The following is an 18,007-nucleotide window of genomic DNA, read 5'->3' as shown; positions in this document are numbered from 1 at the left end:
GCGGGTGGCGCGTCAACTTGATGCGTGGTAACATCGCCGCAGGCGATGAAGCTCGCCTTGAATGCCCACCGGCTGATGGCTTCTATCCGAGGATTGCTCGCGATAGGAGGGTTAAGCAAGCGGTGAGGGCACCCCCTGGTAGATCTTTCTGACCGATCCTGTGTGGCCGTGTGTTGTCACACTTGCGCATACGGTGTGATCGCCAACGCCATTTGACGATGCCGCGTTGTAGCTTTCTACCTATGCGCTCTCGAGCATCGGGCATCTAATTCAGCGCACACGCGCACGGGACTGCCGCGCGAGAACTCGTGTTGCCCACTAGCTTTAACCGAGACAAAAGAGAGGGAGCTGGGCATGACATCATCGGCACGCCGGCTTGCCGCCCCGTTGTCGATCACGGACGTCTTCAAGCGAATTTTTCTGGGAAAGCCGCTGATCAGTGAGCGGTTGGAGACGGAGCGATTATCGAATCCGGTTGCTCTGGGCGCGCTTTCACCGGACGCGATCTCATCGACCGCCTACGGGCCCGAGCAGATCATGATCGAATTGCTGCCCGCCGCCGGCATGGCCGCGTTCACGTTGTTGCTTCCGATCACCGGCGTGATCTTGCTGATTCTGGCGTTGGTGGCGGCGTCGTACCGGCAGGTCGTCATGGCCTACACGCGGGCCGGCGGTTCGTATGTGGTAGCGAGGGAGAATTTCGGACCCCGGGTTGCGCAGATCGCTGCCGCCGCATTGTTGATCGACTACGTGGTTACGGTCGCGATCCAGTGCGCCGCGGGCACGGTGGCGGTTGCCTCGGCGATTCCCCCGCTGGGCCCCTACAGCCTGGAAATCACCGTTGGGGCGGTGCTGCTTTTTTGTTATGCCAACCTACGCGGATTGCGGGAGGCGGGCCGGACATTTGCGGTGCCGACGTATTGGTTCGTTGCGATGCTGACCGTGATGACCGTCATCGGGGTTATACGTGAGGCCTTCGGGGACTTGCCGAAATACGATCCGACGCATCTTGCCGGAGCGGTGTCGGTCCATCAAGGTAACGGGTTGGTGATGGGTGCCACCATCTTGGTGATACTGCGGGCGTTCGCCAACGGCGGCTCGTCGCTGACGGGAGTCGAGGCAATCTCCAACACGGTCAACGTCTTTCGCGACCCACAAGGCCCCAACGCTCGACGCGTGCTCACGGTAATGGCCTGGATTCTGGGCCTTTTGCTCGCGGGCGTAGCATGGCTGGCTTATGCCACCCGGGCTACTCCGTATGTGGCCGGGTACCCGTCGATGCTCTCGGAGGTGGGTCGCGCGGTCTTCGGCGGTGGGGTGATCGGGAACATTCTGTACCTTTCCCTGCAAGCGTCGAGTGCGGCGATCTTGTACAACGGGGCGAATACCAGCTTCAACGGCTTTCCCGCGCTGGCAAATTTCGTCGCCGAGGACCGTTTTCTGCCCCGCCCGCTGATGAAACGCGGTCATCGCCTGGTGTTCTCCACGGCGATCATCACGCTGACTGTGCTGGCGGTGGCATTGCTGCTGGTAACGCACGGCTCGGTCAACGCGCTGGTACCGCTTTTCGCCATGGGCGTGTTCAGCGCATTCGCGATGGCCGGCTACGGCATGACCAAACACCATCTCACGCACCGGCAGCCCGGGTGGCGCCACAAGCTCGTGATCAACCTGTCCGCGGGGATAATGTCGACGCTCGTGGTGGGGATCTTCGCGGTGGCCAAGTTCACCGAGGGGGCCTGGCTAGTAGTCGTTGCCTTCCCCGTGCTGGTGTTCATATTGATGCGGTTGAACCGGCAGTATCGCGCGGAGGCAGCCGTTTTGCAGATGTCGCGTGACGGACGCCACGAGCCGGCCGAGTATGCGCGGCATCGGATGTTCGTGTTCGTCGATTCGGTCGACCTCGCCGAGCGAGAGGCGCTGCGCTATGCCAAGGAATTGCAGCCGGACGAATTGGTCGCGGTGCACTTCGTGGTGGACGCGGCTCATGGCGCGCGGTTGCAGCGGCGCTGGGAGCGTTTTGATCCCGATATCCCGCTGCGGATGCTCGACTGCCCGGATCGTCACCTCAGCCGGGCCGCACAAGAACTGGTCCTGCGGGAGCGAAACGAGCATCCAAACACCAAGGTGACGGTGGTGTTGCCGCGCCGCAGCTACGCACCGCTGATAGGCCGGCTGCTTCATGATCGCACCGCGGACAAGATGGGCCGGGCGGTGAGCCAAGTCCCAGGTGCGACGGCGCTCATCGTGCCCTACGACATCGACTCCCGGATCGCGCAGGCCATCCCCGGCCGCCTCGGGCGATGGAGCGCACGGGCGGTCGGTGCCGCGCACAGGTGGGTGTCGCGGGGTGAGGACTATCAGCATCTCCACTTGCCTGCGGCGGTTACCGCGGTGGGAGGCCTCATCGCTGGGCGGTGGGCCACCATTGAGGGCCGGGTCAGCCGGGTCGAAGAGATCAGCAAGGGCCGGCGAATGTTTCGGCGGGTCGTGGTGGCCGATGACAGCGGCGACGTCGAGGTTATGTTCCCTGCCGGGCAGGGTGCGGACATCCGCCCGGGTCAACTGCTGCAGGTCAGCGGGAAAGCACGCCGACACCGCGGCCGGGCGCTATCGATGGTCCACCCCGCATACCACGTCGTCGAATACCGAGAAAGTGAGGTGTTGTGACAACATCGGCTACGGCAACTGCGGCCGTCACAGCATCGGGCGAGCGGATAACCGTTCGGCCGTCGATCGCCGACGTGTGCAAGCGCGTCTTTTTGGGAAAGCCGCTGACCCGTGAGCACCTGGACTCGGAGAGATTATCCAATCCCATTGCACTCGGGGCATTTTCACCGGACGCGATCTCCTCGACCGCGTACGGTCCCGAGCAGATGATGATCTCGCTGTTGCCGAGTGCCGGGCTGGCCGCGTTCGTGCTGGTGCTTCCGATCACCGGTGTCATCTTGCTGGTTTTGGCGCTGGTGGCAACGTCGTACCGGCACGTTGTCATGGCCTACACCCGTGCCGGTGGCTCTTATGTGGTTGCGCGGGAGAACTTCGGTCCCCGGGTGGCGCAGATCGCCGCCGCGGCGCTGCTGATCGACTACGTGGTCACGGTGGCGGTGCAGTGCGCGGCTGGGGCAGTGGCGGTGGTGTCGGCGATACCGCAGCTGCGTCCCTACCACTTGGAAATCGCCGTGGCTGCGGTGCTGCTGATTTGTTACGCCAACCTGCGCGGAATGCGGCAGGCTGGCCGGATGTTCGCCGTGTCGACCTACTCCTTTGTCATCATGCTCACGTTGATGATCGCTGTCGGAGTGTTCCGCGAAGTCGTCTGGGGTTTGCCGAAATACGATCCGGCGCACATCGTCGGCTCGGTGCCGGTCCATCAGGGCAACGGGCTGGTGATGGGCGCGACGATTCTGGTTTTGCTGCGCGCTTTCGCCAACGGCGGCACGTCGCTGACCGGAGTCGAGGCGATTTCCAACGCGGTCAATTACATTCGCGAGCCGCAGGGCATCAATGCACGGCGAATCCTCACCGCAATGGCTTGCATCCTCGCATTCTTGCTGGTTGGGGTGGTGTACCTGGTGCGCGCCACCCACGCCACACCGTATGTCGCCGGATATCCGTCGATGCTGTCCGAGGTTGCCCGTGCGGTCCTCGGCAACGGGGCAGTCGGGAGCGCGCTGTACTTGCTCGTGCAGGCGGCGAGCGCGGCGATCCTGTTCACGGGTGCAAACACCAGCTTTAGCGGCTTTCCGCCAATGGCGAGCTTCGTTGCCGAGGACCGCTTTCTGCCGCGGCCGCTGACCAAGCGTGGACATCGCCTGCGGTTTTCCAACGGCATCATCACGCTGACCGCTGTGGCACTGATACTACTGCTGGTGACCGGTGGCAAGGTCCACGAACTGGTGCCGCTGTATGCGATCGGTGTGTTCACCGCATTCGCTATGGCCGGCTGCGGCATGGCCAAACACCATTTCACACACCGGCAGCCGGGGTGGCGACACAAGCTGGTGACCAACCTGTCTGCCGGGATCATCTCGACGACGGTGGTGGGGATCTTTGTGGTGGTCAAGTTCACCGAGGGGGCCTGGCTTATCGTCGTGGTGTTCCCCCTGCTGGTCCTGGCGTTGATGCGGATCAACCGGCAATACCGCGCCGAGGCCGCCGTTTTGGAGATGTCGCGCACCGAACACGAGCGCCCCGAGTTGTTCAACTATGCGCGGCATCGGGTGTTTCTCTTCGTGGATTCGATTGACCTCGCGGAGATAGCGGCACTGCGCTACGGAAAGGAATTGCGCGCCGACGAGCTGACCGCGGTGCACTTCGTGGTGGATGCGGCTCATGCCGCGCAGTTGCGCGAGAGTTGGGAGCACTTCGATGGCGACACTCCCCTGTGGGTGATCGACTGCCCGGATCGAAACCTTAGCCGGGCCGCGCAAGAACTGGTTTTGCAAGCGCAAAATGAACAGCCCGACACCAAGGTCACAGTCCTGTTGCCGCGCCGGGAATATGCGCCGCTGGTGGGCCGGCTGCTTCACGACGCGACCGCGGACAAGATGGCGCGGGCCGTCAGCCGCATCCCGGGCGCGACCGCGATAATCGTGCCCTACGACATCGGGTCCCGGATCGCCCGGGCGAACCCCGACCGCTTCGAGCAACCGCTCGCGCAAGAACTCGGCAAGGGACGGCCCCCGATCTCGCGCGGCGAGGAATACACGGCTTACTAGCCGAGTGCCCCGCCGTTATCGTATTGAGGGCCTTATTATCCGGCAACTGGGTTATCCGGCAACCGGTCACCATGGAAGGACGACTTCGCAAGCGGCATTGCGGCAGCCTTATGGTCTCTCTCACCGTATGAGGAGGAGGCTCGAGCCCCTGACCGACCAATGTGCAAGGCAGCTCGAGCCTGCCGCCGAGCGCTCTGCGTCCAGCAGCTCCAGCCGCAGCGCGAGGTACCGTGGCTCGTGGACTCTGCCTAGGGCCTCGCTTGACCGATCCTCGTCACCGGCCTCCAGGCGCCGCGCCCTGGAGGTATAGCGTGCGCGCAACTCCTCGATCCCAGCATCAGCGGTGTCCGCGGTGGTACGTCGGTCCAGCCTGGCCAGCGCGGCGCGGACGGCGTCCAGGCGGGCCAGCCGCTCCTGCTCGCGAGTGTCCTTACGTACGATCCCGAGCCTGCGCAGCAGCCGTAGCAGGGTCATGCCCTGCACCATCAGGTGACGAAAATAACTGCTTCCGCAACCACAATAATCAGGTCGCGGTCGGGGAACGGTGAGCCGTCAGCACGCTGCAGCGGCACGGCCATCGCTGCGGCCAGTGACACGCCGCCACGCGCCCCGGTCCAGCCGAGAACTATTCCTTCCCGCCACGCCACGGATCGCTCTGTGTGGCCTCGCAGCTTTGCGGCGACCGGTCCAAGCAGCGTCCACACCATTCGCGACTCCACCACCGTGGTCACTGCCGTCATTACGGCCACCACCTGCCAAATGGGCATGTCGAGCGCCTGGCCTGCCACCCGCACAAGCTGCATGCCCACCAGGGTGAACAGTACCGCGTTGAGCAGGAATACCAGCACGTCCAGGAACGCGAATGCCCGCAGCCGGGCACCCGGTTTACAAGTTGACGTTGCCGGATTGGATTCGCGCCGCCAGGCACGCACAGTACCGCACGAACGCGACGAGCGGGCCATACAGATAGCGCTGGAACAGCGGTGTGGCCTCGGTTTCGTAATGCACCGGCCCCGACCGCCCGGCGGGGTCGTTGGATGCGCGCTCCGAGGTGACGGTCGGCTGATAGAGGCGGGCGAAGGTCACCCGGACGGGCGCGGCAAATGTCATGGCCGAGTATTGCATCCGAGGTTTGAACGCGACGATGCCGCCAACCCACACTGGGGCCCGGCGGCTGGGTGCCGCTGCACGCCCGGCCAGATAGATCAGGATCGGCACGATTGAGACGGCGACCAGGAGCACCACGAGGTAGGTGGGGTTCAGCTGGCCCCGCAGGAGATGAAAGTCGTCTCCGACTGTCCTTCCGGACCTGCCGCCGTTGCGGTAGCGTCGCGGACGAGTTGATGGTGTAGACGGTATCGGCGAAACGTCGTTTCAGGCAGCATCGCTTCTTTGTGACTCTTACCCTAGGATCGTTTTTTAAGGTCGTAGGCCCTGCCTGGGGGTGTGGATCTACTGGCCACGGATCAATGATGCGCAGCAGGCAAACCGAAGCTTAAATCCGATGCTGCAGCTGCTATTTCGAGAAGACGATTGTATTTAGCCACCCGCTCGCCGCGGGCCGGCGCGCCGGATTTGATCTGACCGCACCCCGACCCCACCGCCAGGTCCGCGATGAAAGAATCACAGGTTTCCCCCGAACGATGTGAAATCATTGAGCCATATCCTGCATCCCGACAGATTTTAAGCGCCTCAAGGGCTTCCGTCACCGTGCCGATCTGGTTGACTTTGATAAGGGCGGCGTTGCCGATGCCGTGGCGCACGGCGGACGCGATCAATTCGGGGTTGGTGACCAAATTGTCGTCGCCAACCAGCTGCACCCGATCACCCAACGCCTCAGTCAACTTATGCCAGCCTGCCGTGTCATGCTCGCCCATGCCATCTTCGATGCTCCACACCGGAAACCTCTCAACGAGGTCGGTGTAGAGATCGATAAGTTCATCGCTTGATAACGATTTCCAGCCTAATCGGTAGTGGCCGTCGTGGTGGAACTCACTGGCGGCCGGATCCAGTGCGATCGCGACACCGTCGGGTCCGGGGGTGTAACCAGCGTCGGAAATGGCCTGGGTAAGCAGCGCCAAAGCCTCTTCTGCGCCGTCGACCTCGGGCGCGAAACCACCCTCGTCACCCAGTCCCGTTGCAAGGTTGCGGTCGACCAATGTCGATCGCAGGCGTCGATACACCTCAGCGCCCGCGCGGATCGCTTCCGGTAGTGACGGCGCTCCAAGGGGGGCGATCATGAATTCCTGAAAGTCCAGACTATTGGTCGCGTGTGCTCCGCCGTTGATGACGTTGAAGTGCGGAACCGGGAGCCGCGGAACCACCCCGGCGGGAGCCAGCCACTGCCACAACGGTTGTCCGGACTCCAGCGCGAATGCCCGCGCAGCGGCCATCGAGACTCCGACGATCGCATTGGCGCCCAACCGCGACTTGTCGGGCGTGCCGTCCAGCTCACGCAAGGTCTGATCAACCTCATCCAGCGTGGTGAACGACCGACTTGTCAGCGCATCCGCGATCGGACCGTTGATGCCTGCGGCAGCCTTCTGCACACCAAAGCCCCCGTAGCGCTCGTCGTGGTCGCGTAGTTCGACCGCCTCCCGGCTGCCGGTCGACGCCCCCGACGGTACGCCGGAGTGCACCCGCCTACCGTCCGACAGCGTCGCGCACACCGACAGAGTGGGTCGGCCACGCGAGTCGAGGATTTCGATCGCGGATATCGACGAAAACTTCACGGTCACCTGATTCCCTCCGCGTCAAGATTGACCAGGCGCAGCCGTCAGGCGGCCAGGTCGACCATTGATCTCGCTCCGCAGGGGCCGTTGGCCGTCCACGATGGACATGCGGTTGTGGCGAGCCCCACCACCATCTGCGCTGGATGTTACCAGGATGTTCAGCACGACGACCGGCGTTTCACTGCCGACACAACGTCTTCGGTGCAGATGCCATTGTCGGCCACGCCATTGGAAACTCATGCGACGGAATGGGAAAGAAGCAACAGGGGGCGAGGTCTGTAACGGGGACGCGCGTTTGGTGGTCCAGTATCGGGTGCCGTTTGCGCGCCGGGAATCGAGAATAAGGACGCGGCTAAAGCCTGCCATCGGGACGCTCATCCGGGGGTAGCTAGCCGACCGCACTTCGACCCATCGGAAAACCGTGGTTAGCGACCGACGAGGCGCTGTTTTTCGGTGAATTCCTCTTCCGTTAAAACCCCGGAGTCGCGCAATACGACGAGGGCGAGCGCGCGCAACTCGGTGGAGATTCCCGGCACGGCCTCGCCCGCGGGCCGCTGCGGTGGCCCCACACGGGTCTGCGGCGGGCTCGCCTCGACACGCTCCCGGCGACCCGGGCTGACGGTGTTGCCGATGGCACCTCCGGCCATACCCGCCAGGGCCGTGCTGCTGACCATGCTTCCCGGGATACCCGCCGTCATCGCCGGGGCGATCTCCGCAGCCGTCGCCGGGGCGGCGCTGACGCCGGTGAACGGCAACGCCAACGCGGCGCTGCGTATCGCTGGCGCGGCCATGACCCAGCCCCGGGGCACGGACAAGCCGCCGAGCGAAGTCCCCTGCCCCAGGCCGGCCGCCACCGAAGGCGCGGCCGGGGTCGATGGCTCACCGAAAGCAGCCGGGCCGCCGAGGATCCATTGGGGCAGCATCTGCCCACCCGGCCCATTGCCGGTAAACGGCCCCCGGCCTTGAGCAAAATCGCGGTCGGCGTTGATCAACATGCCTCGATACGTCATTGCTGCCGACGTCGACGATGCCGACCCGCTAAACGTCGAAGCGGGCGCAGCAAAAGACGCGGCGACTGTGTCGGCACCGGCCACGACGATCGCCACTTCCGTCACCAGCGTCGCGAATGTCGTCAGCCCCGGCGGGTCCGTCGACGACGCAAATGATGCGAGCCCCTGCAGCGCCGTGGGCACCGCCGCCATCAGCTGCGACCCGCTCGAGGTGATCGTTTGCGCGGCCGTGCCGGCCGGTGTGCTGACGGCATGCGCGGTCGCGGCGGCCTGGTCGGCCAGCCCGGCCGGGTTGGTGGTCGGCGCCGGCGGGGTGAACGGCGTCAGCGTCGAGGCCGCCGCCGACGCACCCGCGTAGGCGTACATCGCCGCGGCATCCTGGGCCCACATCTCGGCGTAGTCGGCCTCGGTGGCCGCGATCGCCGGGGTGTTTTGCCCCAGGAAGTTCGTCGCGATTAGCGATATCAGCAAAGACCGGTTGGCCGCGATCACCGGCGGGGGAACCGTCATCGCGAACGCCGACTCGTAGGCCGCCGCAGCCGCCCTGGCCTGGGTGGCCGTCTGCTCGGCCTGCACTGCGGTGGTGCGCAGCCACGCCACGTAGGGCGCGACGGCGGCCGCCATCGACGCCGCGGCTGGCCCCAGCCACGGCCCACTGATCAGCCCGGTGATCTCCGACTCGTAGGCGGCGGCCACGGAATGAAGCTCGGCGGCCAGCGTGTCCCACGCCGCCGCGGCCACCAGCATCGGACCCGACCCTGGGCCGGTATACATCCTGCCGGAGTTGATCTCCGGCGGTAGCAGCGCGAAATCCACTTCTGTCGGAGTCCCGTTGCTCAGCCGGCCGCGATCGCGTTAGTGGCTTCGGTCACCGCGTACGATCCGGCGCTGGTTCCCAGCGTGGTCACAAACATCTCATGGATCGCTGCAGCCCGCACGCTGACGGCCTGGTACATCTGCGCGCGCGTAGCGAACTGCGCCGCAGTCAATGCCGACACCTCGTCGGCGGCGGCAGGAATCACCCCGGTCGTCGGGGCGGCTGCAGCCGCATTGTGGGCGGCCATTGCAGAGCCAATGGCCTGCAAGTTACCTGTCGCTGCTGCTGGCATTTCGGGCTGTGTGGTCACAAACGGCATCGATTCCGCTCCTTTGTAGCTGTGTTGCCGCAACTACGGTGCTCCGCCGGCCTGGGTCCACCTGGCCGGGCGCATCGGTTACACGGCTCGATAGTGCGAACACAACCATCGACTTACGAAGCACGGCAGGAATATTGGTTGCGTATTGCATCTCCAGACAACGCAGCACGCGACTGAAGCCGGCGTCGGGCAGCCGAAACAACGATCACACCAGTAGTTTGGCGTCGCTGGACGTCACGAACGCCATTCAGTACTGCTGGCACAACGAACCGAACCGCAATAACAGCACTCGGAAGCACAGTGCGCCACGACTACTCACCACCTGCCGTCTATCCTGAAGTACTCCCTTCTACCCGATTCACTCACAGGTAGAAGCTATCAGCCGGGGTGGCGGTTGTGGCGAGCTTCATCGCCGTCAGGGGATCTTAACGGACCGTTACTGAGTGCGCAAACTAAGGCAGTTGCCATGGCGAGCGCCGACCCGGCATGATGGGAGATGGTGGTGGGGCCCGCCGAAACCGCGGATGTTGCCAACGGTCCCTGGCAATGCAATCGAGCCAGGAAAGAACGCATGTCCAACCAGTCCATGCCATACGGCGATGGATATTGCACGGTGATGGATGGCGTGAGTAAATACGGTGATCCGATCGACAACAACATGGTGGTGGTCAATCTACCGGAATTGGGCTTCCATCGACTCGGTACCGGAACGAATGCACATAGCCCTTGTTCGGCTTGACCGACCGAGCTGCCGTTGGTTTACTTGAAGCGGCGATGGGGTCCGCCTGGAGCGTCGCTTCCGAAACGCCGTACGGCTGATGGCACCTGCGAACGAAGGAGTCGCTGTGTTGCCGTTTTTGTCGCGCGTCGTCGACGCCGCGGCGCGGCGCCCGTGCCCGGCCGAACGATGACGGAATTGCCGCTGCCGATCATCCAGGCGCTGCAGGTGCTCACGGTTGCCGGGGGAGCACCGGGCGTCAGCGGTCTCATCGCGTGGCTGGAAGCGCGTTTGCAGGGCCGGCGCGGTCCGCGGATTGCGCAGCCCTACTTCGATTTGGCCAAACTCTTCCGGAAGGAGTCGCTGGCCCCGCCCGGTGCCAGCCCGCTATTCCGGCTGGCGCCGGCGGTGTCTTTCGCGTGTTATCTCACCGTGCCGATGCTGATCCCCGTGCTCACCAGTTACCCGTTGCCGTTGGGGTACATGGGAGACATCCTCGGCGGCGGGCTGATCCTGGCTTTCGCCAGCTTCCTGGGTGCTGCAGCCGCGGCCGAAACCGGCGATGCCTATGCCCAATTAGCGTCCAGCCGTGCCAAAACATTCGCCGCAATCACCGAACCGGTCATGCTGCTGGTCTTCTTCACGGTGGCGCTGATCACCGCGACCGACCTGCCCTACGCCCTTGGGGAGACGGTGCGCAGCGGCCCCAAGCAGATCGTTCGTCCGGCACACCTACTGGTGTCGGCTGCGCTGCTTATGGTGATTGTGTATGAGACCGCGCGCATTCCTATCGAAACACACACCGGGACGAGCGAATTAGGAATGATCGAATCCGGGCGCGGCTTCGAGTACTCCGGTCCGGATCTGGCCTTGCTGCACTGGGGTTCGGCTACTAAACAACTTGTGCTGTATGTGATCTTCCTCAACGTCTTCGTCGCACCCTGGGGACTGGCGTCCAGTCGATCGGTGATCGCGGTCGCGCTGGCCATCCCCGCTACTTTGGGCAAGGCCATGGCGCTGGGGTGCGCCATCGCCGTGCTGGACAACAGCTACGCGAAGCTGCGTCTCTTCAAAATCACCGAATTCGTTTCGGCTGCGTTGCTGTTGGCTGTCTTGGCAGTGTTCACCCTCTACCTGGGTGGTGGATGATGGTTCTCGCTTATCAGCCAGCCGTTCCCAGCGTCTTTGGCGGGACCGTTACCACGGTAGCGCTGATTGTGCTGCTGCTGGAATTCGGCATGCTGCGGCAGGCGTTGCTCCGCGGACAGATACGCCTGTACGCCGCGCAATCCACGGCTGTCAGTGTCCTGGCCGCGGTTGTCGGTTTCGGTCACCATGTGCCGGAGCTTTATGCCCTGGCTGTGTTTTCGTTCGTGCTCAAGGTCATCGCGGTGCCGTTGGTGATCGTGGGGCTGCTGCGGGAAGTTCCCGATGAGATCGCCGGCAGCGGGGCGGTCGGCGTGGCCAACGCGGTGCTGATCTCGATCGGGGTCGCCGCGTTCGGGTTTTTCGCCGTCGGTGTCCTCGGGATCGGTTCCCACGTGGTTCCCGGCGTCGCGCTGAGCCTGGCTGTGGCGGTGGTTCTGGTCGCGTTCGTCCTGATGATCGTGCGTCGCGACGTGGTCAGCCAAGCAATCGGGTTCTTTTCGCTGGAAAACGGTGCGTCGGTGGCCAGTTTGGTGGTCGCCGCGGCGATGCCGCTGATCCTCGAGGTGGCGCTCTTGTTCGATCTGCTGGTCGCTGTCGTGGTTTTCGGGTTACTGGCGCGCACTCATCATCGGCGCGCACAGACATTGTCCACCGAGATTCTCGATCTGCTCAGGGGATAGGCGATGCCCATGCTGCTGGTGTTGCTGGTTTTTTTACCGCTGGTCGCGATGATCGTGTGTGCCGGTGCGCCGCACCGGGTGGCGGCAGCGACGACCGCGCTGACCGGTGTGCTGGCGTTTGTGCTGGCGGTGGCGCTGGTGCCGGCGGGAGCCGGCCGCACCATTACCGCGGTGCGTTTCCTGCGGGCCGATGCACTGTCGGTGATCTTTGTGTTGGGCACCTGTTTTCTCTACGCCGTTGTCGCCATCTACGGCGTCGGCTACCTGGCCGATGAGGAACGCGCTGCGCGCTGCGATATGCCGGAAAGCCAGGCGATCTTCGCCCGCTACAGCAGGAGGTTTTATCTGGGCCTGAACGCATTTGCCTGGGCGATGATCTGCGCGCCCTTGGTGAACGACCTCGCCTTGCTGTGGATCGCCATCGAAATCACCACGGTGGTGTCCGCGCTGCTGGTGGCCCTCGATAACACTGACGGGGCTATCGAAGCCGCGTGGAAGTACGTGTTGATTGCCTCGTCCGGGCTGGGGATCGCGCTGCTGGCAACCATTTTTATGTACTATGCGGGGGCGCAGGTCCTGGGTCAGTCCTATCACTTGGCACTTGACCCACTGCTCGCTGTGTCCGGCCAGCTCCCCCATACGCCGGTGCGTTTGGCGTTCGTGTTGACGGTGGTGGGTTTCGGCACCAAGGTGGGCCTTTTCCCGGTGCACACCTGGCTGCCCGATGCGCACGCCGAGGCGCCCACACCGGTGTCGGCGCTGCTGTCGGGATCGTTGCTAGCGGTGAGTTTTTACGCGATCTTGCGGTACTACCAGATCGGCGTCGGCGCGCTCGGGCCGCGGTTTCCGCAAGCTGTGCTGCTGATCTTCGGTGTGCTCTCACTGCTGGTGGCGGGACTGTATCTGCTCGAGCAGGGCGATATCAAACGGCTATTTGCGTATTCCAGCGTCGAACACATGGGCATCCTGGCGATCGGTGTCAGTTTCGGCGCGCCCATCGCCTTGGCCGGGGTGCTGTTGCATGTGCTCGCGCACGCCGTCGCCAAGGCCAACGCGTTCATGGGCGCCGGTGTGCTGGTGCGCAAGTTCGGCACCAAACAACTCGGGCGCATGGCCGCCGGCATCGAGTTGCTGCCCTGGTCTGGCCCATTGCTCTTGACCGGCGTTTTCGCGTTGTCGGCGATGCCACCGTTCGGCCTGTTCCGCAGCGAATTTCAGATTGTTTCCGGCGGCTTTGCAAACGGGCGGAACGCGGCCGCGGTGGCCCTGGTTGGTCTGGTCACCCTGGCGTTCCTCGGTCTGACGCTGGCGACGACACGAGTTCTCTTTCGCCCCAGGACAGAACTGCTCGACGCTGGCGCGCCGAAGCTGAGCCGTGGTGAGCCCAGCCACTGGATGGTGTCACCCGTCGTCGCCGGAGTGCTGGTGTTGCTGCTGCTCGGCGTTGCGCCGCCATCGGAGCTGGTTGATCTGCTCAGCCGGGGGGCAAGTGAGCTGGCGGCGGGTGCGCGGTGACCACCGAGGTAATGGCCACCGTGGCCGATCTTCCCTTGGAGCAATGGCACGCCCGGGTGGCCGCGCGTGTCGCCGCCGGCGAGCGGTTCGCCGGCGTTTATGCCAGCCATCACGGCGATACGGCGACATTGCACGCGCTGCTGGTCGCGCGGGCGACGGTCAGTTGCGTGCGCACGGAACTAGCGCCCGACGCCGCGGGCTCGCTGGCGTACCCGGCACTGACACCGGCGGTGCCGGCCGCGTTCTGGTATGAGCGCGCATTGCATGACCTCTCCGGCGTGGTGCCGATGGGCCATCCCCGTCTGGATCCGCTGTTGCTGCCGCGGCGCCCCGGACAACCCTCCCCGCGACCGGGATATCGCGACGGCGCCGAGTTCGACCGGCATCTCCACGCCCGCGCCGCCGACGAACCCGGCCCCGTCGACGTCACCGGCGGTGGGGTGTTCACCCTGCCGTTCGGGCCGGTGCGCTCCAGGGTGACCGAATCGATCGAATTCCTCATCGAAACACCCGGCGAGGACATCGCACATCTGAACATCCGGCCGCACTTCAAGCACCGAGGAATTGCCAAGCGGTTTGAGAGATTGACCGTCGGCGATGGGATCCTGGTCGCAGAACGCGTCGAGGGAGTCGCCTCGGTGGCGCACGCGCTGGCGTTCGCCCACGCGGTGGAGGCACTCGGTGGCGTTAGCCCGCCGCCACGCGCGCGATTGGTCCGGCTGATTCACGCCGAGCTGGAACGCATCGCCAATCATCTCGACGTCGCGATGAAACTTTGTGATGCCGCTGGGCTCGCGGTCCCGTTCACCAGATTCGGGTGGCACAAAGAATCGGTATTGCGGTTGATATCGAGGATGTGCGGCAACAGGTTTGGACGTTCGGTTGTGCGCGTTGGCGGCGTTGCCGCCGAGCCGCTGCTGTCGCCGGCGGCGGTGTCCGGGCAGCTGGCGGTGATCCTGCATCGGGTGCGCGCTGACCGAGACACGCTGATGGTCGATGCATCGTTTCTGGACCGGCTGCGCGGCACCGGGCACCTGGATCCGGTGCTGGCCGCCTCGCACGGCGCACTGGGCCCGGTGGGCCGGGCCTCCGGCTACGACGACGACGCTCGCCGGCGGCCATACGACGGCTACGCGGAACTCCCGGTGTTTGACGGCGCTGCGGTCGATCACCGAGGTGACGCGTTGGCGCGGTTACGGGTGCGGTGGTCGGAAATCGATATCGCGGCGGAGCTGATCCGGCACGCCTGCGACCGGCTGACAACGCTATCTGACACCGCCCTTGTCGCCGAGGTTCCGGCGGTGGACGGTTTCGCGGCGGGCTGGGCCGAGGCGCCGCAAGGCGAGGTGCTCTACGCGTTGGAGGTGCGCGATCAGCTAATCGGGCGCTGCTTCGCGCGGACGGCGTCGCTGCACAACATGCCGCTGTTCCACGACGTGCTCGGCGACGACGTGTTCACCGACTTTCCGTTCATCGAAGCAAGCTTCGGGCTGTGCTACGCCGGGGTGGCGATGTAGATGGCGTGGGTGTTTAGGGGGCTGCGCAACGGAATCCTCACGACCCGCTGGCCCAAAGGCGCAGACGGCTACTTCGACGGGTTCGCGGCTGGGGTGAGCGTAATTGAGCATCCCGAGGAGACCGCGGTGCCGGCCGCGGTCGCCGACGCGGCCGCGGCCTGTCCCACCGGAGCCATATCCGTTGCGCCACGGCCGCGGCTGGATCGCGGGCGCTGCATCCTGTGCGGGCGCTGCGTGGAGCGTGCGCCCGAGTGGTTTAGCTGGGAGTCCGGCTGCGCGACAGCGCAACTAAGTCGGGGTGCCCTGGTGGTGGGCGAGGTCGAGGAAACCGATGAGGCGCTGGCCGGGCTGCGCGCCGGGCTGGCCAGTCGGGTGCGGCGGCTGCGCCGGTCGGTGCATCTTCGGCACATCGACACCGGGTCCGACGGCAGCGACGAATGGGAAATCGAGGCGTTGACCAACCCGGTCTACGACCTGCACCGGTTGGGTATCTTTTTCACCGCCAGCCCCCGCCACGCCGACATCCTGCTGGTCACCGGCATCGGTGTCGGCGGAATGGTCGAACCGCTGCGCCGCACGCTGGACGCGATGCCGGCACCGACGGTGGTGATCGCCGTCGGCGCCGACGCCGTCAGCGGCGGAGTGATCGGCGGTGGGTACACCGGGGGCACCGGTGTCTCGGAGCAGGTTCCGGTGGATGTGTGGGTTCCCGGGGCACCGGCCTGCCCGTTCAGCGTGCTGCATGGCATCCTGTTGGCACTGGGCAGGCTTCCTTTGCCCGGGAGTTCCCGATGATCCTCACCGGGCTGCTGTTAACCGCCGCGGCCACGCTGGTCGGCTGGGGCGCCGGGCTTGCCCGCCGTAGCGGCACCCAACTGCTGCTTGCCACCGTGGCGTCGACAGCAAACATCGCCGCCGCGGTGGCGTTCATGGTCGCCGGTGCGTTCGGTCTAGCCGGCCGCGCTCAGCGGCTCAACCTCGGCGGGCTGGCCGGCCTCGGTCCGGCCGGCCTGTCGATCGACGCCCTTTCCGGGCTGTTCCTGGTCGTCTCGTTCGGCGTGGCGATTCCGGCGCTGGCCGCCGCCGCGGCTTCCGCCAACCGCAACCGGCCACGTTTGCCCGCGGCCGTCGCTGTGGCGCTGGCGGCGGTGGCGGTGATCGTCGCGTCCGATAACTTCTTCGTCCTGCTGTTCGGCTGGGAGGGACTGACCGTCGCGTTTTACCTATTGGCCGGCTACGACCGTGACCTGCCCGGCAGAGCCGCCGGTTCGGTGAGCACGGTGGTGTTCGGAAAAGCCAGCGGCGCGGCAGTATTGAGCGGGGCGCTGCTGCTGGCCGGGCGAACGCACACCTTCGCGTTCACCAGCGGCGCGGTGGATCCACGCAGCGTTGTGGGCCAAGCGGCGTACGCGTTGCTGCTGTTGGGTTTCGGTATCAAAGTCGGGCTCGTTCCCGCGCACGCCTGGATGCCGCGCGGTTATGCCGCGGCTCCCGGGCCCGCCCGTGCGGTGATGGCCGGCGTCGCCGTCAACGTCGGCTTCTACGGAATGTGGCGCACCCTGCATCTCATGGGCGCTCCGGTGGTCTGGCTCACCTGTGTGGTGCTCGTGGCCGGGGGAGTCACCGCAATCCTGGGCATCGCGCATGCCGCGGTCAATGCCGATCTGGCCAGGCTGATCTCGTGGTCGAGCGTGGAGAACGCCGGTGTGATCACCGCGGGTTTCGGGGTGGCGCTGGTGGGCGCGTCGGCGGCTCACCCGAAGCTGGTCGCCGCCGGGCTGGTGGCCGGCACCGCCCAGGTGATGGCGCACGCCCTGGCCAAGACGCTGCTGTTCGTCTCGGCCTCGACGATCGAGCAGGCGACCGGCACCACCGATCTGGACCGGCTTGGCGGTGTGGTGCGCCGTTTACCTTGGGCGGGAACGGGGTTGGTGATCGGTTCCATGACGTTGGCCGGACTGCCGTTGACCGCCGGTTTCGCCGCGGAGTGGTTCACCCTGGAATCGCTGATGCAGCAGTTCCGGGTTTCCAGCCTTGCCATGCAGCTGGCCACCGCCGTGACCGGGGCGTTGGTGGCGTTGACGATCGGCATCGCGGGTGTGACATTCGTGCGCGTTGTCGGGCTCACCGCGTTCGGGCCGGCGCGCCTGGGTGAGCCGCCGCTGGATCCTGCCTTCGCGGGTGTGGATCGCCGGTGGTGGTATCGCTTCGGGGTGGCCGCGCTGGTGGCGGGCTGCCTGGGCGCTGCGGCGTTTGCGCCGCTACAGGTGCGGCTGATCGGGCGCGGTCTTACGCCGATCGTGGGTAACCGTGCGGCCGGGGCCAACGCCGAGCCGTGGGTGCTGCAACCGGTGTATGCGCAGTTCTCCGCGCTCTCGCCGAGCTGGCTGTGGATCGTGTTGCCGGCGATGACCGTCGTGATCGCCGTATTTGCCGCGGCGTGCGCCGGTCGCAACCCGTTCCGCGCGCGCACGGTGCCGGCGTGGTCGTCCGCGTCGCCGGGTGTTGACCGTGGAGTCGGCTACACCTCGTTCGCCTACGCCAACCCGGTGCGCAACGTGTTGTCCAACGTGCTGTTGACCCGCGCCGAATTGGCCAAGTCGGTGGACGACGCCACGGTCGGGTATACCTACCGCGTTGAGGTTGTCGATCTCGTCGAACGCTACTTCTACCGGCCGCTCGCAGCGGCCGTACTGCTGGTGTCGCGATCGGCCAGGCGGCTGCAATCGGGGCGTCTTGACGCCTACCTGACCTACCTGCTCATCGCGGTGCTGGCCGTGCTCACGGTGGTAATCGCGACATCCTGAGGTGCGGTGCGCACCGGGCCGC

General features: G+C 65.3%; 14 protein-coding genes, 1 pseudogene and 3 riboswitches. Of the genes and pseudogenes, 9 read left to right on the top strand and 6 right to left on the bottom strand.

The features are described 5' to 3' along the window. The first annotated feature begins 32 nt into the window (after positions 1-32). A riboswitch (Fluoride riboswitch) is annotated at positions 33-92 on the top strand. Between the two features lie 262 nt (positions 93-354). Both MSM1_RS00245 and MSM1_RS00240 read left to right on the top strand, forming a co-directional pair. After that, a complete protein-coding gene (locus MSM1_RS00245; protein ID WP_213439678.1) occupies positions 355-2,670 on the top strand; it encodes an APC family permease in 2,316 nt (771 codons plus the stop codon). A 47-nt stretch (positions 2,671-2,717) separates the two neighbouring features. After that, positions 2,718-4,807, top strand: a pseudogene (locus MSM1_RS00240) (APC family permease); the annotation flags it as partial. Positions 4,808-4,841: 34 nt separating this feature from the next. On the opposite strand, the gene MSM1_RS00235 reads toward MSM1_RS00240, so the two are convergent. From MSM1_RS00235 to MSM1_RS00210, 6 genes are all read right to left on the bottom strand, one after another. After that, positions 4,842-5,195, bottom strand: coding sequence for a hypothetical protein (locus MSM1_RS00235; protein ID WP_213439677.1), 354 nt, complete (start codon positions 5,193-5,195; stop codon positions 4,842-4,844). Between the two features lie 11 nt (positions 5,196-5,206). Then, complete coding sequence (locus MSM1_RS00230; protein ID WP_213439676.1) at positions 5,207-5,653, bottom strand: hypothetical protein; 447 nt, start codon at positions 5,651-5,653, stop codon at positions 5,207-5,209. After that, positions 5,607-5,939 (bottom strand): hypothetical protein, encoded by a 333-nt coding sequence (locus MSM1_RS00225; protein WP_213439675.1) that lies wholly within the window; start codon positions 5,937-5,939, stop codon positions 5,607-5,609. The genes MSM1_RS00230 and MSM1_RS00225 overlap by 47 nt, the downstream gene beginning before the upstream one ends. Before the next feature lie 248 nt (positions 5,940-6,187). Beyond that, a complete protein-coding gene (gene eno / locus MSM1_RS00220) occupies positions 6,188-7,459 on the bottom strand; it encodes a phosphopyruvate hydratase (protein ID WP_213439674.1) in 1,272 nt (423 codons plus the stop codon). 419 nt (positions 7,460-7,878) lie between these two features. After that, entirely contained in the window at positions 7,879-9,279 is a 1,401-nt protein-coding gene (locus MSM1_RS00215) for a PPE family protein (RefSeq protein WP_213439673.1), read from the bottom strand. A 20-nt stretch (positions 9,280-9,299) separates the two neighbouring features. Next, positions 9,300-9,599, bottom strand: a complete 300-nt coding sequence (locus MSM1_RS00210) for a PE family protein (protein ID WP_213439672.1) — start codon at positions 9,597-9,599, stop codon at positions 9,300-9,302. A gap of 362 nt (positions 9,600-9,961) precedes the next feature. Continuing rightward, positions 9,962-10,022, bottom strand: a riboswitch (Fluoride riboswitch). Between the two features lie 73 nt (positions 10,023-10,095). Between MSM1_RS00210 and MSM1_RS21370 the strand changes: the two genes are divergently transcribed. The 7 genes from MSM1_RS21370 (at position 10,096) to MSM1_RS00175 (ending at position 17,985) form a co-directional block, all read left to right on the top strand. Then, complete coding sequence (locus MSM1_RS21370; protein WP_236054692.1) at positions 10,096-10,338, top strand: hypothetical protein; 243 nt, start codon at positions 10,096-10,098, stop codon at positions 10,336-10,338. Between the two features lie 22 nt (positions 10,339-10,360). Further along, a riboswitch (Fluoride riboswitch) is annotated at positions 10,361-10,434 on the top strand. Positions 10,435-10,506: 72 nt separating this feature from the next. Beyond that, positions 10,507-11,466 (top strand): respiratory chain complex I subunit 1 family protein, encoded by a 960-nt coding sequence (locus tag MSM1_RS00200; protein WP_213439671.1) that lies wholly within the window; start codon positions 10,507-10,509, stop codon positions 11,464-11,466. Then, positions 11,463-12,146, top strand: a complete 684-nt coding sequence (locus MSM1_RS00195; protein ID WP_213439670.1) for a hydrogenase — start codon at positions 11,463-11,465, stop codon at positions 12,144-12,146. Before MSM1_RS00200 ends, MSM1_RS00195 begins: the two co-directional genes overlap by 4 nt. A 3-nt stretch (positions 12,147-12,149) precedes the next feature. Continuing rightward, entirely contained in the window at positions 12,150-13,661 is a 1,512-nt protein-coding gene (locus MSM1_RS00190; RefSeq protein WP_213439669.1) for a proton-conducting transporter membrane subunit, read from the top strand. Next, entirely contained in the window at positions 13,658-15,178 is a 1,521-nt protein-coding gene (locus MSM1_RS00185; RefSeq protein ID WP_307857235.1) for an NADH-quinone oxidoreductase subunit C, read from the top strand. The genes MSM1_RS00190 and MSM1_RS00185 overlap by 4 nt, the downstream gene beginning before the upstream one ends. Continuing rightward, the gene (locus MSM1_RS00180; protein ID WP_213439668.1) at positions 15,179-15,973 is read left to right on the top strand and encodes a ferredoxin; all 795 of its coding nucleotides are present in this window, start codon (positions 15,179-15,181) and stop codon (positions 15,971-15,973) included. Further along, positions 15,970-17,985, top strand: a complete 2,016-nt coding sequence (locus tag MSM1_RS00175) for a proton-conducting transporter membrane subunit (RefSeq protein WP_213439667.1) — start codon at positions 15,970-15,972, stop codon at positions 17,983-17,985. Before MSM1_RS00180 ends, MSM1_RS00175 begins: the two co-directional genes overlap by 4 nt. Positions 17,986-18,007: the final 22 nt, after the last annotated feature.

The organism is Mycobacterium sp. SM1 (assembly GCF_018361265.1).
Taxonomy (GTDB): domain Bacteria; phylum Actinomycetota; class Actinomycetes; order Mycobacteriales; family Mycobacteriaceae; genus Mycobacterium.
Note: the sequence above shows the minus strand (reverse complement) of the source record. Positions and strands in the feature narration are given on the sequence as shown.

Coding starts and splice junctions, on each gene's coding strand:
- MSM1_RS00245 (WP_213439678.1), top strand. CDS start 355: ATGACATCATCGGCACGCCGGCTTGCCGCCCCGTTGTCGATCACGGAC.
- MSM1_RS00235 (WP_213439677.1), bottom strand. CDS start 5,195: ATGACCCTGCTACGGCTGCTGCGCAGGCTCGGGATCGTACGTAAGGAC.
- MSM1_RS00210 (WP_213439672.1), bottom strand. CDS start 9,599: ATGCCGTTTGTGACCACACAGCCCGAAATGCCAGCAGCAGCGACAGGT.
- MSM1_RS21370 (WP_236054692.1), top strand. CDS start 10,096: ATGGTGGTGGGGCCCGCCGAAACCGCGGATGTTGCCAACGGTCCCTGG.
- MSM1_RS00200 (WP_213439671.1), top strand. CDS start 10,507: ATGACGGAATTGCCGCTGCCGATCATCCAGGCGCTGCAGGTGCTCACG.
- MSM1_RS00195 (WP_213439670.1), top strand. CDS start 11,463: ATGATGGTTCTCGCTTATCAGCCAGCCGTTCCCAGCGTCTTTGGCGGG.
- MSM1_RS00190 (WP_213439669.1), top strand. CDS start 12,150: ATGCCCATGCTGCTGGTGTTGCTGGTTTTTTTACCGCTGGTCGCGATG.
- MSM1_RS00180 (WP_213439668.1), top strand. CDS start 15,179: ATGGCGTGGGTGTTTAGGGGGCTGCGCAACGGAATCCTCACGACCCGC.
- MSM1_RS00175 (WP_213439667.1), top strand. CDS start 15,970: ATGATCCTCACCGGGCTGCTGTTAACCGCCGCGGCCACGCTGGTCGGC.